The organism is Pyrobaculum ferrireducens (genome assembly GCF_000234805.1).
GTDB lineage: Archaea > Thermoproteota > Thermoprotei > Thermoproteales > Thermoproteaceae > Pyrobaculum > Pyrobaculum ferrireducens.
Map to the genome: position 1 here is coordinate 852,162 of NC_016645.1, position 18,694 is coordinate 870,855.

20 protein-coding genes and 1 CRISPR repeat array are annotated in these 18,694 nt (G+C 56.4%); of the genes, 13 read left to right on the top strand and 7 right to left on the bottom strand.

Annotated features, from left to right (window positions below):
* Nucleotides 1-21 precede the first annotated feature (21 nt).
* Nucleotides 22-1,423: a CRISPR direct-repeat array (repeat unit 25 nt; unit sequence GAAGAACCTACAAAAGAATTGAAAC).
* 837 nt (nucleotides 1,424-2,260) lie between these two features.
* Both P186_RS14570 and P186_RS13805 read left to right on the top strand, forming a co-directional pair.
* Nucleotides 2,261-2,389, top strand: coding sequence for a hypothetical protein (locus P186_RS14570; protein ID WP_257719880.1), 129 nt, complete (start codon nucleotides 2,261-2,263; stop codon nucleotides 2,387-2,389).
* A 109-nt stretch (nucleotides 2,390-2,498) separates the two neighbouring features.
* Nucleotides 2,499-2,663, top strand: a complete 165-nt coding sequence (locus P186_RS13805) for a hypothetical protein (RefSeq protein ID WP_158307132.1) — start codon at nucleotides 2,499-2,501, stop codon at nucleotides 2,661-2,663.
* Between the two features lie 515 nt (nucleotides 2,664-3,178).
* Here the strand turns inward: P186_RS13805 and P186_RS04680 are convergent.
* Together P186_RS04680 and cas10 are read right to left on the bottom strand one after the other, a co-directional pair.
* Nucleotides 3,179-4,075, bottom strand: a complete 897-nt coding sequence (locus tag P186_RS04680) for a CRISPR-associated protein (RefSeq protein WP_014288285.1) — start codon at nucleotides 4,073-4,075, stop codon at nucleotides 3,179-3,181.
* On the bottom strand, nucleotides 4,072-6,795 hold the full coding sequence (gene cas10 / locus P186_RS04685; protein ID WP_014288286.1) for a type III-B CRISPR-associated protein Cas10/Cmr2: 2,724 nt from the start codon (nucleotides 6,793-6,795) through the stop codon (nucleotides 4,072-4,074). The genes P186_RS04680 and cas10 overlap by 4 nt, the downstream gene beginning before the upstream one ends.
* A 119-nt stretch (nucleotides 6,796-6,914) precedes the next feature.
* Here cas10 and cmr4 point away from each other — a divergent pair, with 119 nt between their 5' ends.
* The 7 genes from cmr4 to P186_RS04720 are packed head-to-tail and all read left to right on the top strand — an operon-like array spanning nucleotide 6,915 to nucleotide 12,097.
* Nucleotides 6,915-7,844 carry a type III-B CRISPR module RAMP protein Cmr4 gene (gene cmr4 / locus P186_RS04690; protein WP_014288287.1) on the top strand — a complete coding sequence of 310 codons (930 nt, stop codon included), beginning with the start codon at nucleotides 6,915-6,917 and terminating at the stop codon, nucleotides 7,842-7,844.
* Nucleotides 7,841-8,269 (top strand): type III-B CRISPR module-associated protein Cmr5, encoded by a 429-nt coding sequence (gene cmr5, locus P186_RS04695; protein WP_014288288.1) that lies wholly within the window; start codon nucleotides 7,841-7,843, stop codon nucleotides 8,267-8,269. The genes cmr4 and cmr5 overlap by 4 nt, the downstream gene beginning before the upstream one ends.
* On the top strand, nucleotides 8,266-9,438 hold the full coding sequence (locus tag P186_RS04700; protein WP_014288289.1) for an RAMP superfamily CRISPR-associated protein: 1,173 nt from the start codon (nucleotides 8,266-8,268) through the stop codon (nucleotides 9,436-9,438). Before cmr5 ends, P186_RS04700 begins: the two co-directional genes overlap by 4 nt.
* Nucleotides 9,432-10,238 (top strand): type III-B CRISPR module RAMP protein Cmr6, encoded by an 807-nt coding sequence (cmr6, locus tag P186_RS04705; protein WP_014288290.1) that lies wholly within the window; start codon nucleotides 9,432-9,434, stop codon nucleotides 10,236-10,238. The genes P186_RS04700 and cmr6 overlap by 7 nt, the downstream gene beginning before the upstream one ends.
* 23 nt (nucleotides 10,239-10,261) lie before the next feature.
* A complete protein-coding gene (locus tag P186_RS04710) occupies nucleotides 10,262-11,113 on the top strand; it encodes an AAA family ATPase (RefSeq protein ID WP_014288291.1) in 852 nt (283 codons plus the stop codon).
* A complete protein-coding gene (locus P186_RS04715) occupies nucleotides 11,082-11,567 on the top strand; it encodes a hypothetical protein (RefSeq protein ID WP_148682732.1) in 486 nt (161 codons plus the stop codon). Before P186_RS04710 ends, P186_RS04715 begins: the two co-directional genes overlap by 32 nt.
* Nucleotides 11,555-12,097: a hypothetical protein gene (locus P186_RS04720; RefSeq protein ID WP_014288293.1), complete on the top strand. Its 543-nt coding sequence runs from the start codon at nucleotides 11,555-11,557 to the stop codon at nucleotides 12,095-12,097. Before P186_RS04715 ends, P186_RS04720 begins: the two co-directional genes overlap by 13 nt.
* Here P186_RS04720 and csx1 read toward each other — a convergent pair.
* Nucleotides 12,074-13,540, bottom strand: coding sequence for a CRISPR-associated CARF protein Csx1 (csx1, locus tag P186_RS04725; protein WP_014288294.1), 1,467 nt, complete (start codon nucleotides 13,538-13,540; stop codon nucleotides 12,074-12,076). The genes P186_RS04720 and csx1 overlap by 24 nt on opposite strands.
* Before the next feature lie 119 nt (nucleotides 13,541-13,659).
* Here csx1 and P186_RS04730 point away from each other — a divergent pair, with 119 nt between their 5' ends.
* Genes P186_RS04730 through P186_RS14250 form a run of 4 tightly spaced genes read left to right on the top strand, consistent with a single transcriptional unit; the run spans nucleotide 13,660 to nucleotide 14,621 of the window.
* Nucleotides 13,660-13,947, top strand: coding sequence for a hypothetical protein (locus tag P186_RS04730; protein WP_014288295.1), 288 nt, complete (start codon nucleotides 13,660-13,662; stop codon nucleotides 13,945-13,947).
* Nucleotides 13,941-14,327 carry a hypothetical protein gene (locus P186_RS04735; RefSeq protein ID WP_014288296.1) on the top strand — a complete coding sequence of 129 codons (387 nt, stop codon included), beginning with the start codon at nucleotides 13,941-13,943 and terminating at the stop codon, nucleotides 14,325-14,327. The genes P186_RS04730 and P186_RS04735 overlap by 7 nt, the downstream gene beginning before the upstream one ends.
* Entirely contained in the window at nucleotides 14,327-14,494 is a 168-nt protein-coding gene (locus P186_RS14245; RefSeq protein WP_014288297.1) for a hypothetical protein, read from the top strand. The genes P186_RS04735 and P186_RS14245 overlap by 1 nt, the downstream gene beginning before the upstream one ends.
* Nucleotides 14,469-14,621, top strand: coding sequence for a hypothetical protein (locus P186_RS14250; RefSeq protein WP_014288298.1), 153 nt, complete (start codon nucleotides 14,469-14,471; stop codon nucleotides 14,619-14,621). Before P186_RS14245 ends, P186_RS14250 begins: the two co-directional genes overlap by 26 nt.
* Here the strand turns inward: P186_RS14250 and P186_RS04745 are convergent.
* Genes P186_RS04745 through P186_RS04760 form a run of 4 tightly spaced genes read right to left on the bottom strand, consistent with a single transcriptional unit; the run spans nucleotide 14,618 to nucleotide 18,677 of the window.
* Entirely contained in the window at nucleotides 14,618-15,484 is an 867-nt protein-coding gene (locus P186_RS04745; RefSeq protein WP_014288299.1) for a hypothetical protein, read from the bottom strand. The genes P186_RS14250 and P186_RS04745 overlap by 4 nt on opposite strands.
* Nucleotides 15,481-16,689: a hypothetical protein gene (locus tag P186_RS04750; RefSeq protein WP_014288300.1), complete on the bottom strand. Its 1,209-nt coding sequence runs from the start codon at nucleotides 16,687-16,689 to the stop codon at nucleotides 15,481-15,483. Before P186_RS04750 ends, P186_RS04745 begins: the two co-directional genes overlap by 4 nt.
* Complete coding sequence (locus P186_RS04755; RefSeq protein ID WP_014288301.1) at nucleotides 16,686-17,291, bottom strand: hypothetical protein; 606 nt, start codon at nucleotides 17,289-17,291, stop codon at nucleotides 16,686-16,688. The genes P186_RS04750 and P186_RS04755 overlap by 4 nt, the downstream gene beginning before the upstream one ends.
* A 36-nt stretch (nucleotides 17,292-17,327) precedes the next feature.
* Complete coding sequence (locus P186_RS04760) at nucleotides 17,328-18,677, bottom strand: hypothetical protein (RefSeq protein WP_014288302.1); 1,350 nt, start codon at nucleotides 18,675-18,677, stop codon at nucleotides 17,328-17,330.
* Nucleotides 18,678-18,694: the final 17 nt, after the last annotated feature.

An 18,694-nucleotide genomic window follows, 5' to 3' on the forward strand; every position in this document is an offset into this window, starting at 1 on the left:
GATCCCAAATAAAAACCCACAGAAGAACCTACAAAAGAATTGAAACTGTGCTAGTGAGTTTTGTCGCAGTTGCGAATTCTGTGAGAAGAACCTACAAAAGAATTGAAACTCAGTTGAAAGCCGAGATAGTTGAAAGGTGGGTGGGGACAGTGAAGAACCTACAAAAGAATTGAAACTTAGTAGGTTTATAGGATAATGGCCTACCCCTTTTACCACCAGAAGAACCTACAAAAGAATTGAAACATTTTGCCGAAATACCTACTCCACTGGGGACACACAATTTTGAAGAACCTACAAAAGAATTGAAACGATGGAAAAAAAGGGGGGGCTACTTGAATACGTACGTCACAGAAGAACCTACAAAAGAATTGAAACTTAGATGGCTTACTACTGGAGGGGCGCCCACGCGCACTGTGAAGAACCTACAAAAGAATTGAAACTCGTGCGGCAGTGAAAGCAACGCGAAAAACGCCGCCTGGAAGAACCTACAAAAGAATTGAAACAGCCAAATACCGCTCATAGAAGCGAGTTAGTAAACTGGCCTCGAAGAACCTACAAAAGAATTGAAACTTAATGTGAAGAGCGTAGCTCCTCTTGCCCCACGGCGAAGAACCTACAAAAGAATTGAAACATGATAGCCCGCTCCTCCTCACCCTCAGGCATACAGCAGTGAAGAACCTACAAAAGAATTGAAACGTTGTACTAGATGGCTGTATAGGACTTAAATATGTGACAACAGAAGAACCTACAAAAGAATTGAAACTTAATAGGTACGTATACTAAGATGCCCCTCCTCCTAGTCTTTGAAGAACCTACAAAAGAATTGAAACGCCTATATACCGCGGTGCGCAGGTCGCGCCTGACTTCTGAAGAACCTACAAAAGAATTGAAACATTTTTGCGCGCGCTACGACATCCAGCGCCTGTATGCTACGTGAAGAACCTACAAAAGAATTGAAACTACATCTAGCACCCCATATTTCCTAAATGAACCTTTCATTGAAGAACCTACAAAAGAATTGAAACTATACCTGCTTATTTTCTCGTTTATTTCAAGTATTTCAAAAATGAAGAACCTACAAAAGAATTGAAACTAATCACCCCAAATTCCACCATACATAACGTAAATGCGGTAGAAGAACCTACAAAAGAATTGAAACACAGCACTGGGTCGTCTGTAGGCGACAGTCCCGTGTACCTCAGAAGAACCTACAAAAGAATTGAAACACTGTAGAGCTTTAGCTGATAGCTCGACCGTGGCGGCTTCTTGAAGAACCTACAAAAGAATTGAAACTGATTGGAATTGGGGGGAGAATTGGGGGGCGGTATGCGCGGAAGAACCTACAAAAGAATTGAAACTTTATTGTAGCGTTGGGCTTAGCATTCCATATCTCAGCCGGAAGAACCTACAAAAGAATTGAAACAGAAAATATGTGGCATCGGATTCTGCAGGTTTTGATGTGGATGGTGGTGTAGTGGGTGATGGAGGTGACGGCGGCGGCCAGCCACAGGCTGAATAGGAGAAGCCAGCTGTAGATCGTGCCCTCGTAGTTAATTATTAAGATCAGAGCGGCGTAAGTGGCGGCTAGGTACAGGGCCATTGAAGGGATTTTTCTTCTGTCGTGAATCGCGTATGTGGTTGCTACGGCGAGGGGGACAGTGGCTAGTACGTAAATGCCGAATGCGTCAATCAAATCGAGGGCTCTCGACATATAGGGCCCCACAACCGCGGCGAATATGAGCGGCAGAGTGAGCACGAGGTAGAGCTCGAGGGAGCGGCTTATCAAAGCGTCGAATAGTGTTGGCATCCTGTCTCTTATCAACACGGCAACAGCTATGACGGCTACTACGGCTAGAGTTATGACTCCGGTAAATCCCCACGGCTTTATAATTTCCAGCTCCACGTGTCTATCATGCCCAGCGGTGGCGTAGGTGCTGAGGCCAGGCGCGGCTTTGCTCAGGTTTAGTTCAACCCTGTATCCAGGCGGCGCGTAGACGACGGCTTCGTATAGGGGCCTAGAAAACAGCCCTACAACCCTCACCGTTACGGGGACCAGCTTCAGCGTGACGTTGCCGCTGGCTTCGCCGCTGTAGTCCACCTTGGCGACTGCCGTGGCGTTGTAGTACCTATACCTCACGCGGTAGGCGCCTTCTAGGCAGTAGGTGGCCACGGATCCCCTGCCCGCGGCGGCTTTGTAGTTGCCGTAGTAGATCTCCAGGTCTAGGGGGGCTCCGTTTGTGGCGTAGCCCGTCACGACGCAGTGCCTCCCCTCCACCACGTAGCGCTGGCCCGGCCTCAGCGCTACCTCGCCGCGGGGGGTTCTGAGGCGGGCCTCGCCGTAGTGGTACACGACGCCGTCTTCAAGCCCCGCGGCGTCAGAAACGATTAGGTTCAGCACCCAGCTTGGGACGGGGCGCCCGTCCAGCCCCACGACGTAGGACTTGTTGGGGGGCACCCGGGCGGTGGCGAAGATGTAGTAGAGCTTGACGGCGGATTCGGTGATGCTCTTGTCCCAGTGGAAGCGGATGGCCGAGCCGTCGCCTCTGACCAGCCCGCTGTACCACCCCGTCTTGACCTCCGCCTTTACCCACCTGTCTCGTTGGAGGACCTCGGCCTCCCGGGCCCTCTTGCCCATGGTGCATGCAACGACCTCGCCGGGGTAGTCCAGCTTGAAGGTGTAGTTGCCGGCGGCGGTGCGGTTCGCCACGTAGGGGAGCACGTATAGTCTGCCGACTCTCATCTCGCCTCCGCCTTGGCGGCTGACGAGGATGTAGGCCTCCACCCTTAGCCCGGTGCGCACCTCGACCTTGCCGGGCCACTTGGCCTCGAATACGGCTAGGTAGACGTTGGGTTTGTAAACGTCGTCTGTTTTGTATATGTACATCTTGACGGGGGCCTCCCTCCCCCCGACGAGGACTCTGACGGCGCGGTCCGCCGTGGAGTCGTCCACCGCCCCGATGACCCCGACGCAGTCGCCGTTGCAGTAGCCGTAGTCCTTATCCACGTCTGCGCCGCATGTATACGTGTAGGAGATCGCACCTGAGAAGTCGTATACCGCCACTGGCTGGGCGACCACGGCCGCGGCGTAGGCCAGGGCCGCGGCTAGAAGGACAAAAGGAGCTAGCTTCATAGAATTTGTTGTATAGTTGCTTTTAAGTTTTGTATCTTCTTTTATTGTTTAAGGTATAGAGGCGGTGCAGTCCCGGGGCGGCGTTTGGCGTGTCCCGCAGTTTTCTAGTTGGATAGGTAGGAGGGCGCCGTAGCCGAGTTCGGCTAGGTAGCCTTCGTTACCTCTGCACCCCCTTGCCTCCACCACTGTGCCGGGGGGGAGGGCTGGGTACATGGGCCTCCTCTCTCTGCATACTTCGGAGAAGCCTAGGCCCCACTGCACTAGTTTGACTTTGTGGTCTGGCTCAAAGCGGTCTTTCTCTTTCTTGAGGGTGCCCAGTGGTTTGAGGCAGTCTGGTAGCTTGCCTTCGGGGGCGAGGAGTGGGGATATGACGAGGGCGGTGCCGTCTATCTGGCTGGGTGGCGGTATTGGGAGTTGGCCGTCTTGTATCTCGACGGTGGCTAGTCTGCCTTCTCCTCCAAGTCTGGCGACGCCTCTCTTCAGCCCCCGTGCCTCGACGTAGTATATGTAGGCGGCCCTCTCGGCGACGTAGGTGGCGCTGTAGAGGTAGCCGGGGGCGGCTGTCTTGTGGGGGCCGAGGGCGAGCCCGATCCTCCTCACCACGTGTAGCTGCCTGACGTCGACGGGCTTGGCCGCCGCGCCCTTGGGCTCTATCTGGTATAGGAGGGCGGCGCCGGGGGCGTAGAGGGCGCCGTCTATCTCCACGAGGGGGCCCCATATCCGCTTGACCCCCAGGACCTCGGCGAGCTGTTCCAGCTGTCTTTCGGCGGCTTCCGGCCCGTTGCCGGGGCACTGCGTTGTTACTCCCGCCAGCGCGCCTAGCAGGCCTAGGAGGGTGGAGGGGGGCGGGGCGGCGGCCGCGGCGTCTCTGGCGGCGACTGTGGGCGTCGATAGGGGCCTGGCGGCGAGGCGGGCGTAGCCTAGGGGCTTTATGACTACTTTCATGCCCACTCCCTCAGGGCTTTCAACAGCTCAACCGCGTTTTTCCACAGATCGGCGGTTTTCCACCGCGGCGTCTCCTCCGCCTTGCGGGGTTCCCCCACGCCGTGTTCCCTGGCTTCGAGATTTGTCAGCAGTTTGAGGAGGTCGGTGGGGGCTGTCTGGGCGCCGCTCTTCACGTTGCGCTGGGCGACGTAGGTGAACACGGCTTTGGCGGCTTCTAGGCAGGCCTCCTCGTTTTGGCATTTGGTGTCTGGGGGGTAGGCCCTTTCTAGGTCGTAGGGGAGGTTTCGGCTGAGTTTGCCGGTCCTGTAGTCCTCGGCGATTTCTTTGAGGAGTTTGGCGTCTTGGGTTTTGGCAAAGCCGGCGTGACCCGTGGAGGTGGATACGGCGAGGGCGTCTTTGCCGGGGACCGCGTCTTTCGCCTTTTCGAGGAGGTCTGCGGCGGCGTTCACCTCGTGGGCCATGAAGTCAGTGATGGCGTGAGCGGCTCTTATGGAGTAGCTCTTGCCGTAGGCCGCAAGCGCCGGGATGACATACGCGCCGAGTTTGTGGAATCCCCCGTCTCCCTCAAATGCTTTTCTGCTCTCGCTAGCTAGGTCAAACGCGGTCGCCATAGGCGCGAATACCAACAAGTCGTCGCCTCCCGCGAAGACGACCTCGCCGCTGTGCTTCATGGCGATGTATACATCTTTTAGAGCTGTGATCATCAACGAGGCGGAGAGCGTTGCGTAGTAGGCTGGGGACGGAACCACGTAAGCCCCCGTCCAGCCCCTCCCGCACACCCTCTCCACCTCTTCTTTAAACGCCTCCTTTACAGCCTTTACAAGCCTCCGGAACCGCTCCGCGTCCCTCTTCCATTGCTCTATGTCTCCCTCGACATCTGCGTCGGGAGGTTGCGGCGCCGCTGGGAGGCACCCGGAGATCAGCTTCCCTATGTTGTCGGCATCCGCTCTAACTATGGCGTACATGAGCGTGGGGGGTGGGAGGCTGGCGTCCCCGTCGCATATCTTTGGCGCTTCTGCAAGCGCCTTGTCGGCCGCCTCTGAGGAGCCGAAGAGGAGCTCGGCGTCGCCTCCATCTAAGATCTCCTCGACCTTGCGCCGGAGCTCGTCGCATTTCTTGAAGTACCCCATCCTGTAGTGCCGCATCAACGCCACGGCTTCTACAGAGTCTATCTTGTTCCGGTATCTGTAGTAAAGCGCGCGTCTGAGCACATCTACGGGGCCTAGGGCCTCCTTAGGCTTGAAGACCTTCTTCAGCTCGTTGTAGTTCTGGACGCCGAGTTGGCCCAGCACCTTTTTGGTTTCGTCGTCGTAGTCCAGCACGCCGTTGACAAAGACCCCCGACAGCCTCAGCACGGCTGGCTGATCCGGGTCGAGGGTGCTGTGCATCCACGTGCCGTCGTAGTGCTGGGCGAACCTGGGTACGCCGCCTTTTCCAAACCAATAGACGGCGTGCGGTACGGCGGGCTTTCTGCGCAGGACATCCAGCAAGGCCCAGAAGATAAACCTCATGGGATCTACCTCGAACTCGGCCCTCTCCCCCACCCCCTTGGCGGCTTCCTCAGCGCAGGGCCGCGCCTCTTTTATAGACGCGGTTCGGACCCTTAGCGGTAGGTACCTCCGGGGGATCTTAGCCAAGGCGGCCTTCGCGATTTTCAAGACGTCGCCGCCCGGCGCCTTCACTAACGGTAGCCACGGCTCCTTCTCCCCCAGCGCCGTCGCTCTAATGTCGTCGAGGACCTCTTCAAAATAGTCAACGGCCCTGCGCGCTTCGTCACAGCTGGGAAGGGCGAGATAGGCCGTGCCTGGGACGACGGGCGCATGTTCGACGATCTGCTTAACGAACTGATGCTCCGCCGCCATGCCCAGCGCCTTGCTCAACACAGATGTGTACAATCCATACGCCTTACTGCCCCACTCCGATTTCCATTTCCTTATTTGCACGTAATGAAATACTTGTAGATAGTGGAATGGGTTGAAGCGGGGCGACGGCGAGAGCAACACGTCTGGGCCGTATTTCTCCATGTATCTCCACGCGGTGCCCCACACCGCCAGCGAGACTAGGAAGCTACCCGCCCTGTAGTCCCCCGCCTTCCTAGCCGACGATATTAAACTCTGGATCCCCGGGATGTCTATTTCTAAAAGGCAGCCGTCGTCCCTTAGGCTTCCGTTTTCATCTATCCAGTTCAGCACCGCGGCGGTGGCGTACAGGTGGTCGAAGATCGTGTGGGTGGGCATCCGGGTGTCTGCGGGGAGCGCGGGGAGGCCGGCGTCTATCCAAGCCAGCTCGTACGCGGCGTATAGGGCGAAGTAGGCCTCCCTCTCGTCGCCCGCGGCCTTGACCGCCTCGTTGACTTTCTCGGCGTATTTCATCACCCTCTGCCTGAGCTCATCAAATGCCGGGATTTCCAGAGGAGTTCTCAGGGCGGGGTTGAATGGGTTGACCAGCTCCTTTGGCTTTACCCAGTACCTGGCCTCGCCCTCCGGCGCCAGGGCCCACCTGTCGAAGGAGGAGGCCAGCATGTCCGCGGCCTGGACGGCCTTGGCTGTCTTCTCGTCGGGGGCGCCGCCCCCAAGCTTGGTGCCTTGTAGGACTAGATCCAACAGCCTGCGGGCCTCCTCTTCGTGGGTGGTGCCGCCGAGCGGCTTAAAGCCGAGGGGCCAGAGGGCCTTATATGGGGGGTCGTGGAGAAGGGCCCAGGCCTTGGCGAACCAGTCCATATTTATTACATTGGGCGGATTTTTAACTTTGCGCCAGCGCCGAGGCCGTTCCCCCGCATGACAGTCCTCTAGTTTCGCCGCCGCGGCTAAGGTTTATATATTAGGCCCATCTAAAGATTATGGCGGGGAGAATTCTCTGGGTCCTGGCCTTGACCTCTCTGCACCCCGGCGTGGGCCGTTCTGAGGAGGCGTATGTGGACCTGCCTGTCCAGAGGGATGAGTTCGGCCTCCCCGCCATATGGGCATCCAGCCTGAAGGGCGCGGTGAGGGCTAAGGCGGAGGGCGGGCTCTTCGATGGCCCCGCCTGCGTCGACGCGTCTAAGGCTGAAGACTGCGCCAAGGTGATAGCAGCTTTCGGCCCCAAGCCAGAGGCCGCCTCTGAGCACTCGGCGGCGGTGTCTTTCCTCGACGCGAAGCTCTTCGCAATCCCGGCCCGGTCCCTCAAGGGGGTGTGGCTCTACGTGACGTCGCCGCTTTTATTCGGCTTCGCGAAGCTCTACGCTGAGGCTCTGGGAGAGGGGCTCAACTTGCCCCAGCTTCCCCCGGTGGCTCCTGGGGAGGTGGCCCTCTCCGATAAGTCGTACGCGGTTGGAGACCACGCGGTGATCAACGAGATCAAGCTCAAGGTGTCTTCACAACAGGCGCCCCGCCTCGACATCGGCCCGTTTAAGAAGGTGTCGCAAATACTGGGCGCACAGCCCGGCTTCGCTGTGGTGAGCGACGAGGATCTGCCGAGGATTGTCAGGAGGAGCCTCATGGTGCAGTACAGGGTGAGGCTCAAGAAGGAGACCAAGACCGTCGAGGTGGGGCCGTGGAGCGAGGAGTACATCCCGCCCTTCACGGCGTTCGTGACCGGCATACACTGCAACGGGAGGGCGAGGACCGCCGTTAAGGTCAAGGTGCGCTCTAATGATCCTAATAAGTTCGAAGAACACACGGTGCAGTTGAAACAGTTCGACCCGTGCGAGTACGTAGAATCTAAGGCTAAGGGCCCGTTGTGGATCGGGGGGAAGGAGACGGTGGGGAAGGGCCTCGTGGAGATACTATGACGTGGCTTGAGAAGGCGCTGGCCTGCGTGAAGTACGTCGAGGCCTACTGCGATGAAGACGCCAGGTCGGCGTTTAGGACGAGGGCTAGGCAGATCCCCTCCGAGATCTATTACGTCGGCTCGGCCTACGCCTTCGCCATACTGGCCGCGAGATCCAGCGAGAAGGACATATACGCCGGGGGGAGCTTCGAGGAGAAGGTTAAGGCCATCTGCGGCGATAGGGGGAAGGGGAGGGAGGAGAAGGGCTACGCCCTCTACGGGGCCTGCCTTCTGGAGGCGTTTAGGGAGCTGGGGATACCGGTAAACAACCTCGCCGAGACTTTAAAGTCGCTGGACGAGAGGGGGGCTCTCGTGGATTTAGAGCTGGCGGAGTACGTGGACTGGCTTAAGAAGCTGGCTGAGGCCAAGTTCGAGGCTGAGAGATGAGGGCTCAGTTTGACTTGACTATCGCGACGCCGCTGTCCGTGGGGTGGTATCGGCCAAATATATTGGATACTCAGTCTTTCATCAGGCCTACGTCTATCAAGGGAGTGTGGCGTTGGTGGGCGAGGGCTTTTGTGGGCGGCGTTTTGTACGAAAGGGGTTGTCTCCGGGCGCGTAGGGGTAAATTGGTGTTTTTGGAGCCTGATCTTGATGTTGTGCGGAGGATAAGCCAGATAACTGGTAAAGTGCTGGGGCTGGGTTATGCAGGTGGTGGAGATGCCTCTGCGTCTAGGTTTAGGATAGTTGTGAGGGTTTTGGGGAGGCCGTATATAGGTTCTGTTACGAGAGCAAGTCGCTACGTGGAGTATGGCTATGGTAAGAGGGCTGAGTTTCAGAGGTTTAACCTGCTATCGTTATCTGATAAGGTTGAGTACGCGCTTGGTGGGAGATTTAGGTTGGAGATATCCGGTAGAGGGGTGGATTCGAAGATCTTCACGCTAGGCCTCCAGATGTTAGCGGTTGCTCTCACTCTTTCGGGCCTGGGGAAGGGCTCTAGGAAGGGGCTTGGTTCACTAGATATGACGTGGTCCGACTTCTTGCCCCGGACTTCAGTAGGCAAGCTTATAGAGGAGGTTAGGGCCTCGCTGGAGAATCTGATAACTGATAGATGCGGGGGTCCTCAGAGGGAGTTGCCGCCGATGCCTGTGGTGACCAAGGCGTCGCTGGATATGAGGCTGGCTTCTGTGTACCGAGTCGTGGGCTTGGATGCTCCGTCTCTACACAACTTCTTTCTGCGGCCTCAGAGGGCTAGGGTGACTGTCGGTAGCCCTAAGGGCCAGGACGAGCTCAGGCGGAGGCTTGAGGCGTGGGTTTTGGGCCTGCCGCGGGAGCAGAGGGGGACTGGATACATCGCGGAAGTGGATAGGAGGGCCTCGACGTTTATGGTGGCGTACCACGGCCAGGGCCATTGGTTCAACTCCTCCGGGGAGGCCGGCGGCTACCTGACGGTGTTGGTGTCGGGGGATTGGCCGACATCGATTACGTGGAGCAACACGGGAGAAAGGGAGCTGTCTATAGACGCGGCTAAGGTTATTTCTGCTTATTTAACGGCTTTCCACGAGTTTGAGGATTATGTCAAGAAGATGGGGGGAACTATAGCGGCGATATGGTGAGAGGAGCCGGAAAGAGGCGCGGGGGAAAGTCTAAGAAGTTAGAGGAGGAGATTATCAAGATCATAAGGGGGGCCTTAGCTAGGCTGTGTAGCGATAGCTACAACGTGGTGTCGTGTTTTAATCTTGCGTTTTTAGAGTCAATGCGCGAGGCGGCGGGGCTGGGGCTTAAGCCCCCGCTGTTCTCTAGAGAGGCCGTGGCGTATCTATATGAGAAGCCTCCTATGTATTTACGTCCTGACGTTGTTGGGCGATATGTAGAGGCGGTTATGGAGGCTGCTAAGTCAGTTTTTAGGCCGGTGTACAGGTTTGAGTTTACGCTCGAGACGAGGCTTGTTATTCATACCAAGTGGCCTTATCTGCCTCTGGAGATCGGGATCTCATGGCATCCTATTTTCAACATTCCCTATATACCGGCTACCTCTCTAAAAGGCGCGTTGAGAGCAACCTTTCCTAACTCTTTATGCGAATTGGATAAGACAGCTCTATTCGGGGAACAATCTGAGGAGGGGAAACTAACAGTGTTTGATGCCTATCCAGTAAAGTGGGAAAAGCTGGTGGAGCCCGACGTCATCACGCCGCACTATAAGGAGGTAAGTGGCGTCATTCATGAGGCCGCCGCCGATCCGATACCGCTTGTGTTTCCCGCGATTCCCCCAGGTGTTACATTCGCCTTTATAATTGGCGTTAAGAGCCACGGCCTAGGCTCTGAATGTGTTACTGAACTTTTTAACGCTGTCAGAGACGCGTTACGCCTAGGGGTAGGCGCCAAGACAGCAATAGGTTACGGAATATTTAAATAATTAAACAAATAATGCAAATTATTATGAGAATAACCAAGATAGAAGTGCTAAATTTCAAGAGAATCGAAACCGCAGAGATAGACGTAGACAACAACAAGCTTCTTCTCTTCGGCCCCAACGGAGCAGGAAAAACTAGCCTCATACATGCACTTTTGACATTATTAGGTTACATTAGCGAGGAAAGCGGGGTTGAAAATATAATCAGTGGATTGTTGGCGAGATCTCCGCAATCTCATATTAGGCTAGGCGCTGATAAGGCAACCATTTCAGCAGTTATTGACGGGAAAAAATATAGTTTAGAAATAGATAGATTCGCTGGCACAACCCTATACGTTGATGGGGAAAGAAAGGATACTACGTTGAGATTTTCTCTTTCATACCTCGCTCCATGTGTAGTGCGTAATTCAGTGGACGAGGAGCTGTGGGAGATCTCTCTATGTCCGCCTGGGATCAATATAAGGGATCCTAGGATAGCTGAATTGGTTAGGCGAGAAATTTATCTTCTAGGAATTGAAGACTTCTACTTTGACATGGTAAAAGAGAGAGGACATTGGATCAATTTGCGTGACCTCGCATATGGATTAGTCCGAGTTTTAGGGTTGCTCTTAGCCATATATGGTGAGCCTGAGATCTTAATATTGGATACCTTTGAGGCTGGGATGCACTACGACTTGGCTGTAGATGTGATAAAGTTCTTGACTTCGTTGCCGTCTTTCGTAATTTTGGAGTCTCATATTGGTCTTTCTGTCAAGGCGGCTCTTAAGAGGGGATGGTCTGTCTACTATGTGAAAGAGGGTGAGTTTATAAGAATTCGTAACATGGACGAGTTGAAGAATATCGCATATGCAGAGGCCAGGGCCTTCGCAGAGGCATAAAATCAGCGGCTACAGCATAAAGGATAGCCGTTGCGTCGACGTCGAATGGGGGGCTTACTGTACTAAGCCGTACTGCGTCTGTAGCCCCGACGTATCTAGCTCCTTCCCCTATAAATGCGATGATGTCGCAGCGCGTATGAACAGTGGCGATTTGCCGCCGTTGCCCGACTGTCTACTTGTGTTGGTGGGCCCGAGGGGGCCGGCTGAGAAGATTTTGGTTGAATGTAAGTGTAATCTTGACCGGGGGGCTAGGACAAGGAAGGAGCCAGCGAGACTTCTGGGAGAGATAGAGAGTAAGTTCAACGCAACATCTCATTACCAGGCTAGTCGCCGTGTTGTAGTTATCCCGCCGGGGCGTGAATTTTCTGCGCTGGCTGAAGAGATTAAGGGGAGGGGGTGGGAGGTGGAGTTTTGCTGTAGCGAGGTTTGTGGGGTGTGTAAATGGTGCTCTTAGTGGTTGTTAGGGGAGAGGACGCGGGGAGGGTTGCGGAAAGGCTGGGATGCCCCCGGGGGCCTTCTAGGCCGGGGGAGCTGGTGCGATGCGGGGAGTATGCGCTTTACCTCCAGTTGGTGGAGGCTGTCGGGGGGGTGGAGTACTACTATATGGACGTGACGCTGGCCGACTTCTGGAGGGATGGGGAGTATCTTTCTGAGGAGGCGGAGAGAGCAGGTGCCTACAGCCCGGAGAGGGCGTTGGAGGTTTTGAAGAGGGTTGCCGATTTGGCGCTTCTGGCTGTCGGGTCGAGAGCGCCTAGTGTGACTAGTGCCGGGGACAGCGTCTTTCTTCACCACGACTTTGTCTGGGTGAGAGAGGGATTTACGCCGGTGGGTAGGAGCCGCGATATTTTGGCATATGTGTTTGGGAGCGTAGCCGCTCTTGATGTTGAGTTTCTGATACAGGTGAATGAGGGGCGTTTTGAAAAGTTTGCGGGGGGCTATCTGGTTAGGTTGCGGAGTTTTTCAACATCTGGGGGGTTTCAGTAGTTGTATTAACTCAGCCACTTTATCGCCGTCGTAGGCGGCCTCGACTATCTTGGCCTCTCTCACAGTTACTTCTCTTACTACGGTATACGCGAAGCCGCCGTGGGCCAGCAGGTTGCGCAGGTCCCTCTCCGATACGCCCTTTCTGCCCTCCCTCCTGAGGAGCGCCTCGGCCGCGCACAGCGCGTCTTCCCACGCGTCTCTCAGAGCGTCGGCGTCTTTAATCTCCAAGAGCCTCTTGCTGTTATCGAAGAGGGCGGCGACTTCGCGTTGCGCCAGCCTCACGGCCCCCTCCCTCGTCTCCAGCACGCCCTTGTCGGCCATGACCTCGGCGGCTTTCGCCATGAGCCCCAGCTCGTCGGCTGTCGTTCTGAGCACCTTGCTCACCAAGGCCACGCCGGCCTTCTCGTAGTGGCCGGCCGCTTTGTTGAGGAAGGCGGCTAGGTCCTCCGCCTTCAGCTTGTCGAGCTCCCTTTCGAGGTAGTGGAGAGCCACTTGGATGGGGTACGAGACGTCGGCCTCTCCGTATGAGACGGTGTGCGTTTTGTCGTCGGGATTCACTTCGTCGGGGGGTGGCGGCAGGCCGCTGGATCCGGAGCCCGGCTTGTAGATCGCCGGTTCCCTCCCCACGTACCTCGCGTGGGGGAACAGCAAGGCGGCGGCTCCGGAGGCCAGCAACATGTAGGAGGTGACGACCTTCTCGAATCTGGGGCACAGCTCCTGGGGCATCTCTCTCGGCGTATCGATTCTGGAGGGGGCTAGCGATTTCAGTGCCGAGAGCTGTCTGATAGCCCTTATGACGCTCTGTAGCTCCGTTACGTCGAGTACCGCAAGGCTTGGGAGCTCTTTCTTGACCTGCTTCTGTCTCTCTTCTTTTATGCAGTTCTCCGTGATGTGGTCGGGCGGATATGGTTCCGAGTTGTAGATAATTGTCCTGCCCTCCAGGTCCAGCAATACGGAGGCGGCCACGGCGGCGTAGAGCACGGCGACGGTTTGGTAGTTCACGCCGTGGGTTAAGTCGACGACTATGAAGCTGGGTCTCGACTTCTCCTCCGCTTTCTGGAGGATGGCGTGTAGCGTCTTGTTGAAGATGTGCAGAGCCGTGGCCTTGAAGTGCCAGCCGTGGTAGAGGCCGATGCCGGGGAGCGACACCACGTCCGCCTTGACATCGAGTTTCTCCGCCCACTCTCTGTATTTTTCCTCGACTGCCTTCCTAAGCACCTGGTCGGCGGGGGGTATGGCTGTGTCCATGCCGAAGATGAGGACATCAACGTCTCTTGCCTTTCTGAGCTGTTGCGCCAGAGCCGCGGTGGAGCTACAGCCCTCCACGTCCTCGGCCTCTATCCGGAGGGCAGGATGTTTGACCTCAACGCGGTATTTGGCTTTGCGCCACTGGGGTGGGTTTCCCCATGGCGCTATTAGGAGAAATCTCATCTTTCTCTCCATTGAGTGGTCTCCGGTGGCGTTTTTAACATTGGTGCCGCTACTTGGCGGCGGGTTTCGACATATGTTTAGGGATTGTGTGATTTAGAGAAGAATTAAATAACTAAGCATCTTCTAATATCATGTCTCTGTGGGTTAGGAATGTGCATAGAGAGGTGGCTAGCAACGCGGTGGTGTATGAGCCGGTTGAGGTGAGGCGGGTGCGGTATTACTACGACTCGGGTGTAGATGTCGTTTCGATTAGGTTGCGGGATGGGGAGCCTAAGTACGTCATCGATGGGAGTGGAAATTTTGTGATTTTCGCAGATGACTTGGGTGTGTGGTCTGTTGATCTTGAGGTTAAGAAGTGGGGCGGGGAGCACGGCGATGTTGTGAGGAAGATGAAGATGGCTGGGTTTGAGATATGGTGACGCCTTTGGAGGTTGAGGTGTTGGAGGAGCAGACGGGCGAGGTGGAGGCGGAGGGTCTGCTCATTACATATAGGGTCGTCGGCGTAAAGATTGCGAAGGTTGGCGAGGGGTACGCTGTGAGCGTTGCCACCGAGGTGGCGGCTAGGTTTAGGGAGGCGCCGTCTCCCCCGGTCGGCGTATGTATGGGGGGCGGCGTCCCATATAGGCCTATTAGGTTTAGAGTTGTTAAATTAGCCCGCGCCGTGGTTAAAGCCGACGGAAGGGTTTTTGATGTCTACGTGGAGCCGCTGGCCGTCATGGCTGCTGAGGGCTTCGTGACGCCTCTTGGCGAGCCCTGCGTGGCCATATCCACAGCCGTCGGGTGGATCACCAGGGGGTGATGGGATGTGGGGTGGAGTTTTCGAGACACGCGTTAGAGAAGCACAGACTAGACGTGGCGAAATACGCCGGGTTGGAGTTCCTGGAAGCCGTGGTCTCGAACGTAGAAGCGGTTTTCCACCGCGGAGAGCCGGACGCTGTTCTTGATAGGTTTATCGGCTTGGATTGAGAGGAGGAGGGCTGTGGTTAAGTATAGGTGTAAGACGCTACGCGTCGTGGTGGCGAAGACGCTGCGTTGCTACTTAATCGTGACTGTGTTTCCAGATCCGGGGACCCACTTCGTTGTGGAGGGCTAAATCTCTAGGAACTCCAGTATCCAGTCTAGGGGTCTGGAGAGGCCTATCATGAATCCCTTGACGTCGCTTTTCATGCCGCCGAAGGCGTAGCGGGTCGCCTCCAGGTCGGCGCTGTATCCCAGCTCTCCGAGGGCCTGGCTGTACGCCTCGATTACGCGATCCAGCTCCTCGGCAGTGCCGACATCTAGGGCGAGGACCTCCAGCGCCACTACGTACTTCAGCCTGCCTGACCGCTCCATAAGCTCTAGGTAGTCCTCAGCCGCGTGGCTCGCCCCGCGTCTGCGTATGCGGTAGGCCAGGGCGTAGCCTAGGAGCGTTGGCCTGCCCCGCGGGTCTGCTAGGTGGAGGCTGTAGAGGTAGGCTTTTCTAAACCTCATCTCCCGGCGGTAGGCGTCTGGATCCGCGCCCCTCGGCCTCCGCTGTATGTCTAGGAGCCGTATCGTCTTTTCGAGGTCGAATTTCTTGGAGGCGCTCAGCGCCTCTACCAAGATCACTTTCTCGGGTAGCGTGAGGATAGGGGGGAGGTACGCCAAGTCCTCTGGCGACTTTGCGTTGACTGCTTTCTGGACCGCCGCCATCGCCTTGGCCAGCCTCTCGCCGTCGATGGAGAGGTCGCGGATGAAGTCGGCGACGGCGCCGAGGTTCGGCTCGCGGCCACTCCTCGTGGTGTATCCGAGGTTGTTCAGCCTCTCGGTTATCCAGCTCTGGTGGGGGCCGAGCCTCTCTATCCGTCGTATATGCCGTTCATACACCATCTGCTTATCTAGGCCGGATCTCTCTGCGTATGCTAGTAGTAGTAGTACCCTGGGGGATTGGTATATCCACGTGCCGCGTCGGCCTTGGAAAAGGCTCGGCGGCTTCATGCCAGGAATAGCTCTATAGCTAGGTAGAAGTTGTCCTCCCCGCTCTGTGTCAGCAGTCTTTGTTGCGGCTCTTCGCCTACTAGGGCGTCTCTTAGGTGTGTAATTGCCGACGCGGTCAGCACGTAGCCGCCTGGGGCCCTCCGCATCAGCGGCCTCCGCCTCTCCACCAACAGCTCAACTACCTGCGGTTCGCTTGTCACTGCTTCCGTGCCCGTCAGCGTCTTGCCTAGTTCTAGAGCTCTGTGTATATCCACTTCTGTCAGAGTTGCATATATGTTCTGCTTGAGCCAGGCGGCGAGGTAGGCGACGTAGAGAGCCTCCTTTGTCTTTACAGAGGATCTGTACATGTAGGCTATGTTTTTTAGATGCTGGGCCCTCGCCTTGACCACTTCCTCGGGGGCTCTGCCGGCTTTTATCTCCGCCACAATCCTCATAACAGCCCTTGGGTTTCTAAACTCCACGGAAGCGAGGGGTTCCCCAACCCTCCCCACTTTTCTCTCGAGGAAGATCTTCATGGCGCTGGGCGTCACGTCTTGGTGGAGGTAGTATATAGGCGCTATGCGGCTTTTGATCTGTATGTCGAAATGTACCCAGAGGGATGTGGGTATGGCGATGCCAGCGGCGTTTCCCCACCTATCCACGAGATTGAAAAACTCCTCGACGAGGTGGCTCAAATCTCTAAAGCCGTAGCTCTGTGGCTGCTCCACCAGCCTCTCGAACTCGTCCACCACAACGTGGTACCCCCTCTCCCGCAGGGCCGCCACTGCGTTGCGAAGCTTCTCTAACCCCTCCCCCTCTATCGGGACGTCGACGTCCGGCAGATCAGCCGCCTCCCCTAGCTTGAGGCCCCTCTCCCAAACCCAGCCAAGCCCATTGAACCACTTTTTGTAGTTCATACACTTCAGAGCTCTCCCCAGCTCTGCGAGGTTCGAAACCTCGCTGAGCTTCGCCTTCTTTTTTGAAAAAACGACTTGATTAGCCTTGAGGACGACAGACGGAGTCCCAGCGAGGTTTTTAAGAAGCGCCGTTAGCGTGGCCACGAGACTCTTGCCCTGTCCGTAGTGCCCCGCCACCGCCCCCCCGACGTCGAGGACTTGGTAGGCTTTTCTCACCATTTCGCCAAGCGCCGGGTTTGCCGGCTCGCCGAATTCGCCAATCTCATTACATATCTCCTCTAGCGCCGACGCCACAGATGTGGTTATCATACTACCAGAAGTTTTCCTCCAAAAGATTTATTAAGTGTTTCACCTAGCCGCCCAATACGTTTTTGTAATACCTCTTCATTTACTTCTCTGCCTGGTCCCTTTTCCATCACTTCGAGATATGAGAGCAACGCGGCGTAGTAGGCCACCACATCGCTTAGAGCAACAAAGTAGTTTTTACCCTCCCTCCGCCCCTTAACACCCGCCTTCTCTAGCAAGCGAGCCTCAACTTTATGAGGTCTATCTGTAAAAATTATTGGATTTAGTTTGATGTATTTTTCTATATAACGCTTTAGCTTCATACTATCTACATTCTTTATAGCATAGGCCTTCTCGACTGCGAATAGCTTAGTAGATGAGAGATACTGCTCTAAAAATTCCTCCGTTTCACGCATGTGTATCCCCCAAAATGCCGTGGTTAAGGCCATGTAGTGGTCCCCCCTTCTTTCTAGTGATTCACCAATCTCGTGGCTTGTCTTGGCGAGCTCTGCACTCTGCTTTACAACCGGCCCGCGGAACACGACAACGCCGGCTCCCATGGCGCTGTGGTATGCGGAGAAGTCGATAGCTAATACATACGGCGCATTAGCTAACTGCAGAAGCACAGAGGAGAGCTTTTAGAGGTTTAAAACTGGGGGTTGTTAACTGGATAGTATTTTTGCTAGTATGTTGGCTACTGCGTCTGGCATCGGCAGTGTCTGTAGCACGGCGAACTGCGGCTTGCCATCGGCGAAGGTTATCTTGACTATGTTGACTTTGCGGTTGGGTAGATCGGGGGCTATTGCCTTGACGGTTTTCTGGGAGAGCCACTGTATGTTTTCTTGGCTGAGCTTGGTGAGGCCGGCGGTGGCTCTGAGGACGAAGGCGTGTATCAGCACATCGCCTTTGTAGTCTATCTGTCTGAGGACCGTGATTACGTCGTCGGTGGCTTTGGCTATGGCGTAGGCGGGCTCCTCGCCGCCGAAGGCTATGAAGACGGCGTCGGGGGCGTAGTTCTGTATCTGCGCCTTGAGGGCCTCTAGGTTGCCGGTGTAGGTGAAGATGGCTGTGGAGTTGGCGCGGGATGTGGAGTAGGCGGCGGCGCTCAAGGCGGCGCAGTAGGGGTCGGTGGAGGTGACGACGGCCACCTTGCCGTAGCCCTGGAACAGCACGGCGCCGGCTACCCTACCTACGGCGGTTCTTAGGAAGAGGGCCTCGGCTTCTGTGTAGGGCTTCTCCGCCTTGCCGGTTGTCCTCTGGATGTACATGACGGGGGTCAGCGCGCCGGTTGTGGCGTTGTACCTGGCGATGGTTAGGTGGGTGGCGTTTAGCAACACGACGTAGATCTGGACTGTGTTGAGCCAGGGGGCGATTCTCGTGTCGTTTTTAACTGTGGCGAACTGCTTCGTGGCGGCCCACGCCCTGGCGTGGACCACAACCGCCCCTCTGTATCCAGTCTCCGCGAGGGCGGCGAGGAAGTCTCTCGTCGCCTTGTCGGCCTCTTGCAACGGCTCCTCGCCGCCGAAGGCTAGGAACACGGCTTGGTACTGGGCGGCCTTCTCGGCGGAGGACTTGGGGTTGGTGGCGTTGTAATCCACCAAAGCCGCATTAACGTACGGCGGGAGGGCGGCCGCGGCGGCCGTGGCCAGGGCTGTGCAGAGGAGGTTGGGGTACCTCACGATGGCGACGCTCTGGAACCTCGGCAGGAAGTTGCTACCCACCGCGGAGCCGATGGCTCTCCTCAGCTCCACCTCAGAGGCTGGGACCAGGGGCGCGGCTGTGACCGTCGCCGTGGCGGTCACGGTGGCGGTCTGAGTAGCCGTGGTGGTGGACGTGACTGTCTGGGTGGTGGTCTGGATCGCCGTGGTGGTGACTGTCTGCTGTTGAGTGGCTGTGACGGTCTGCTGGACTGTGGTGGTCACCGTCTTGGGCGGAGCCGTGGCGCCTCCTATCAACGCGCCCACCGCGATTCCTATGATCAGCAGTATTGCTCCTAGAATTCCGGACTTCATACGATCAGTTTCGAATT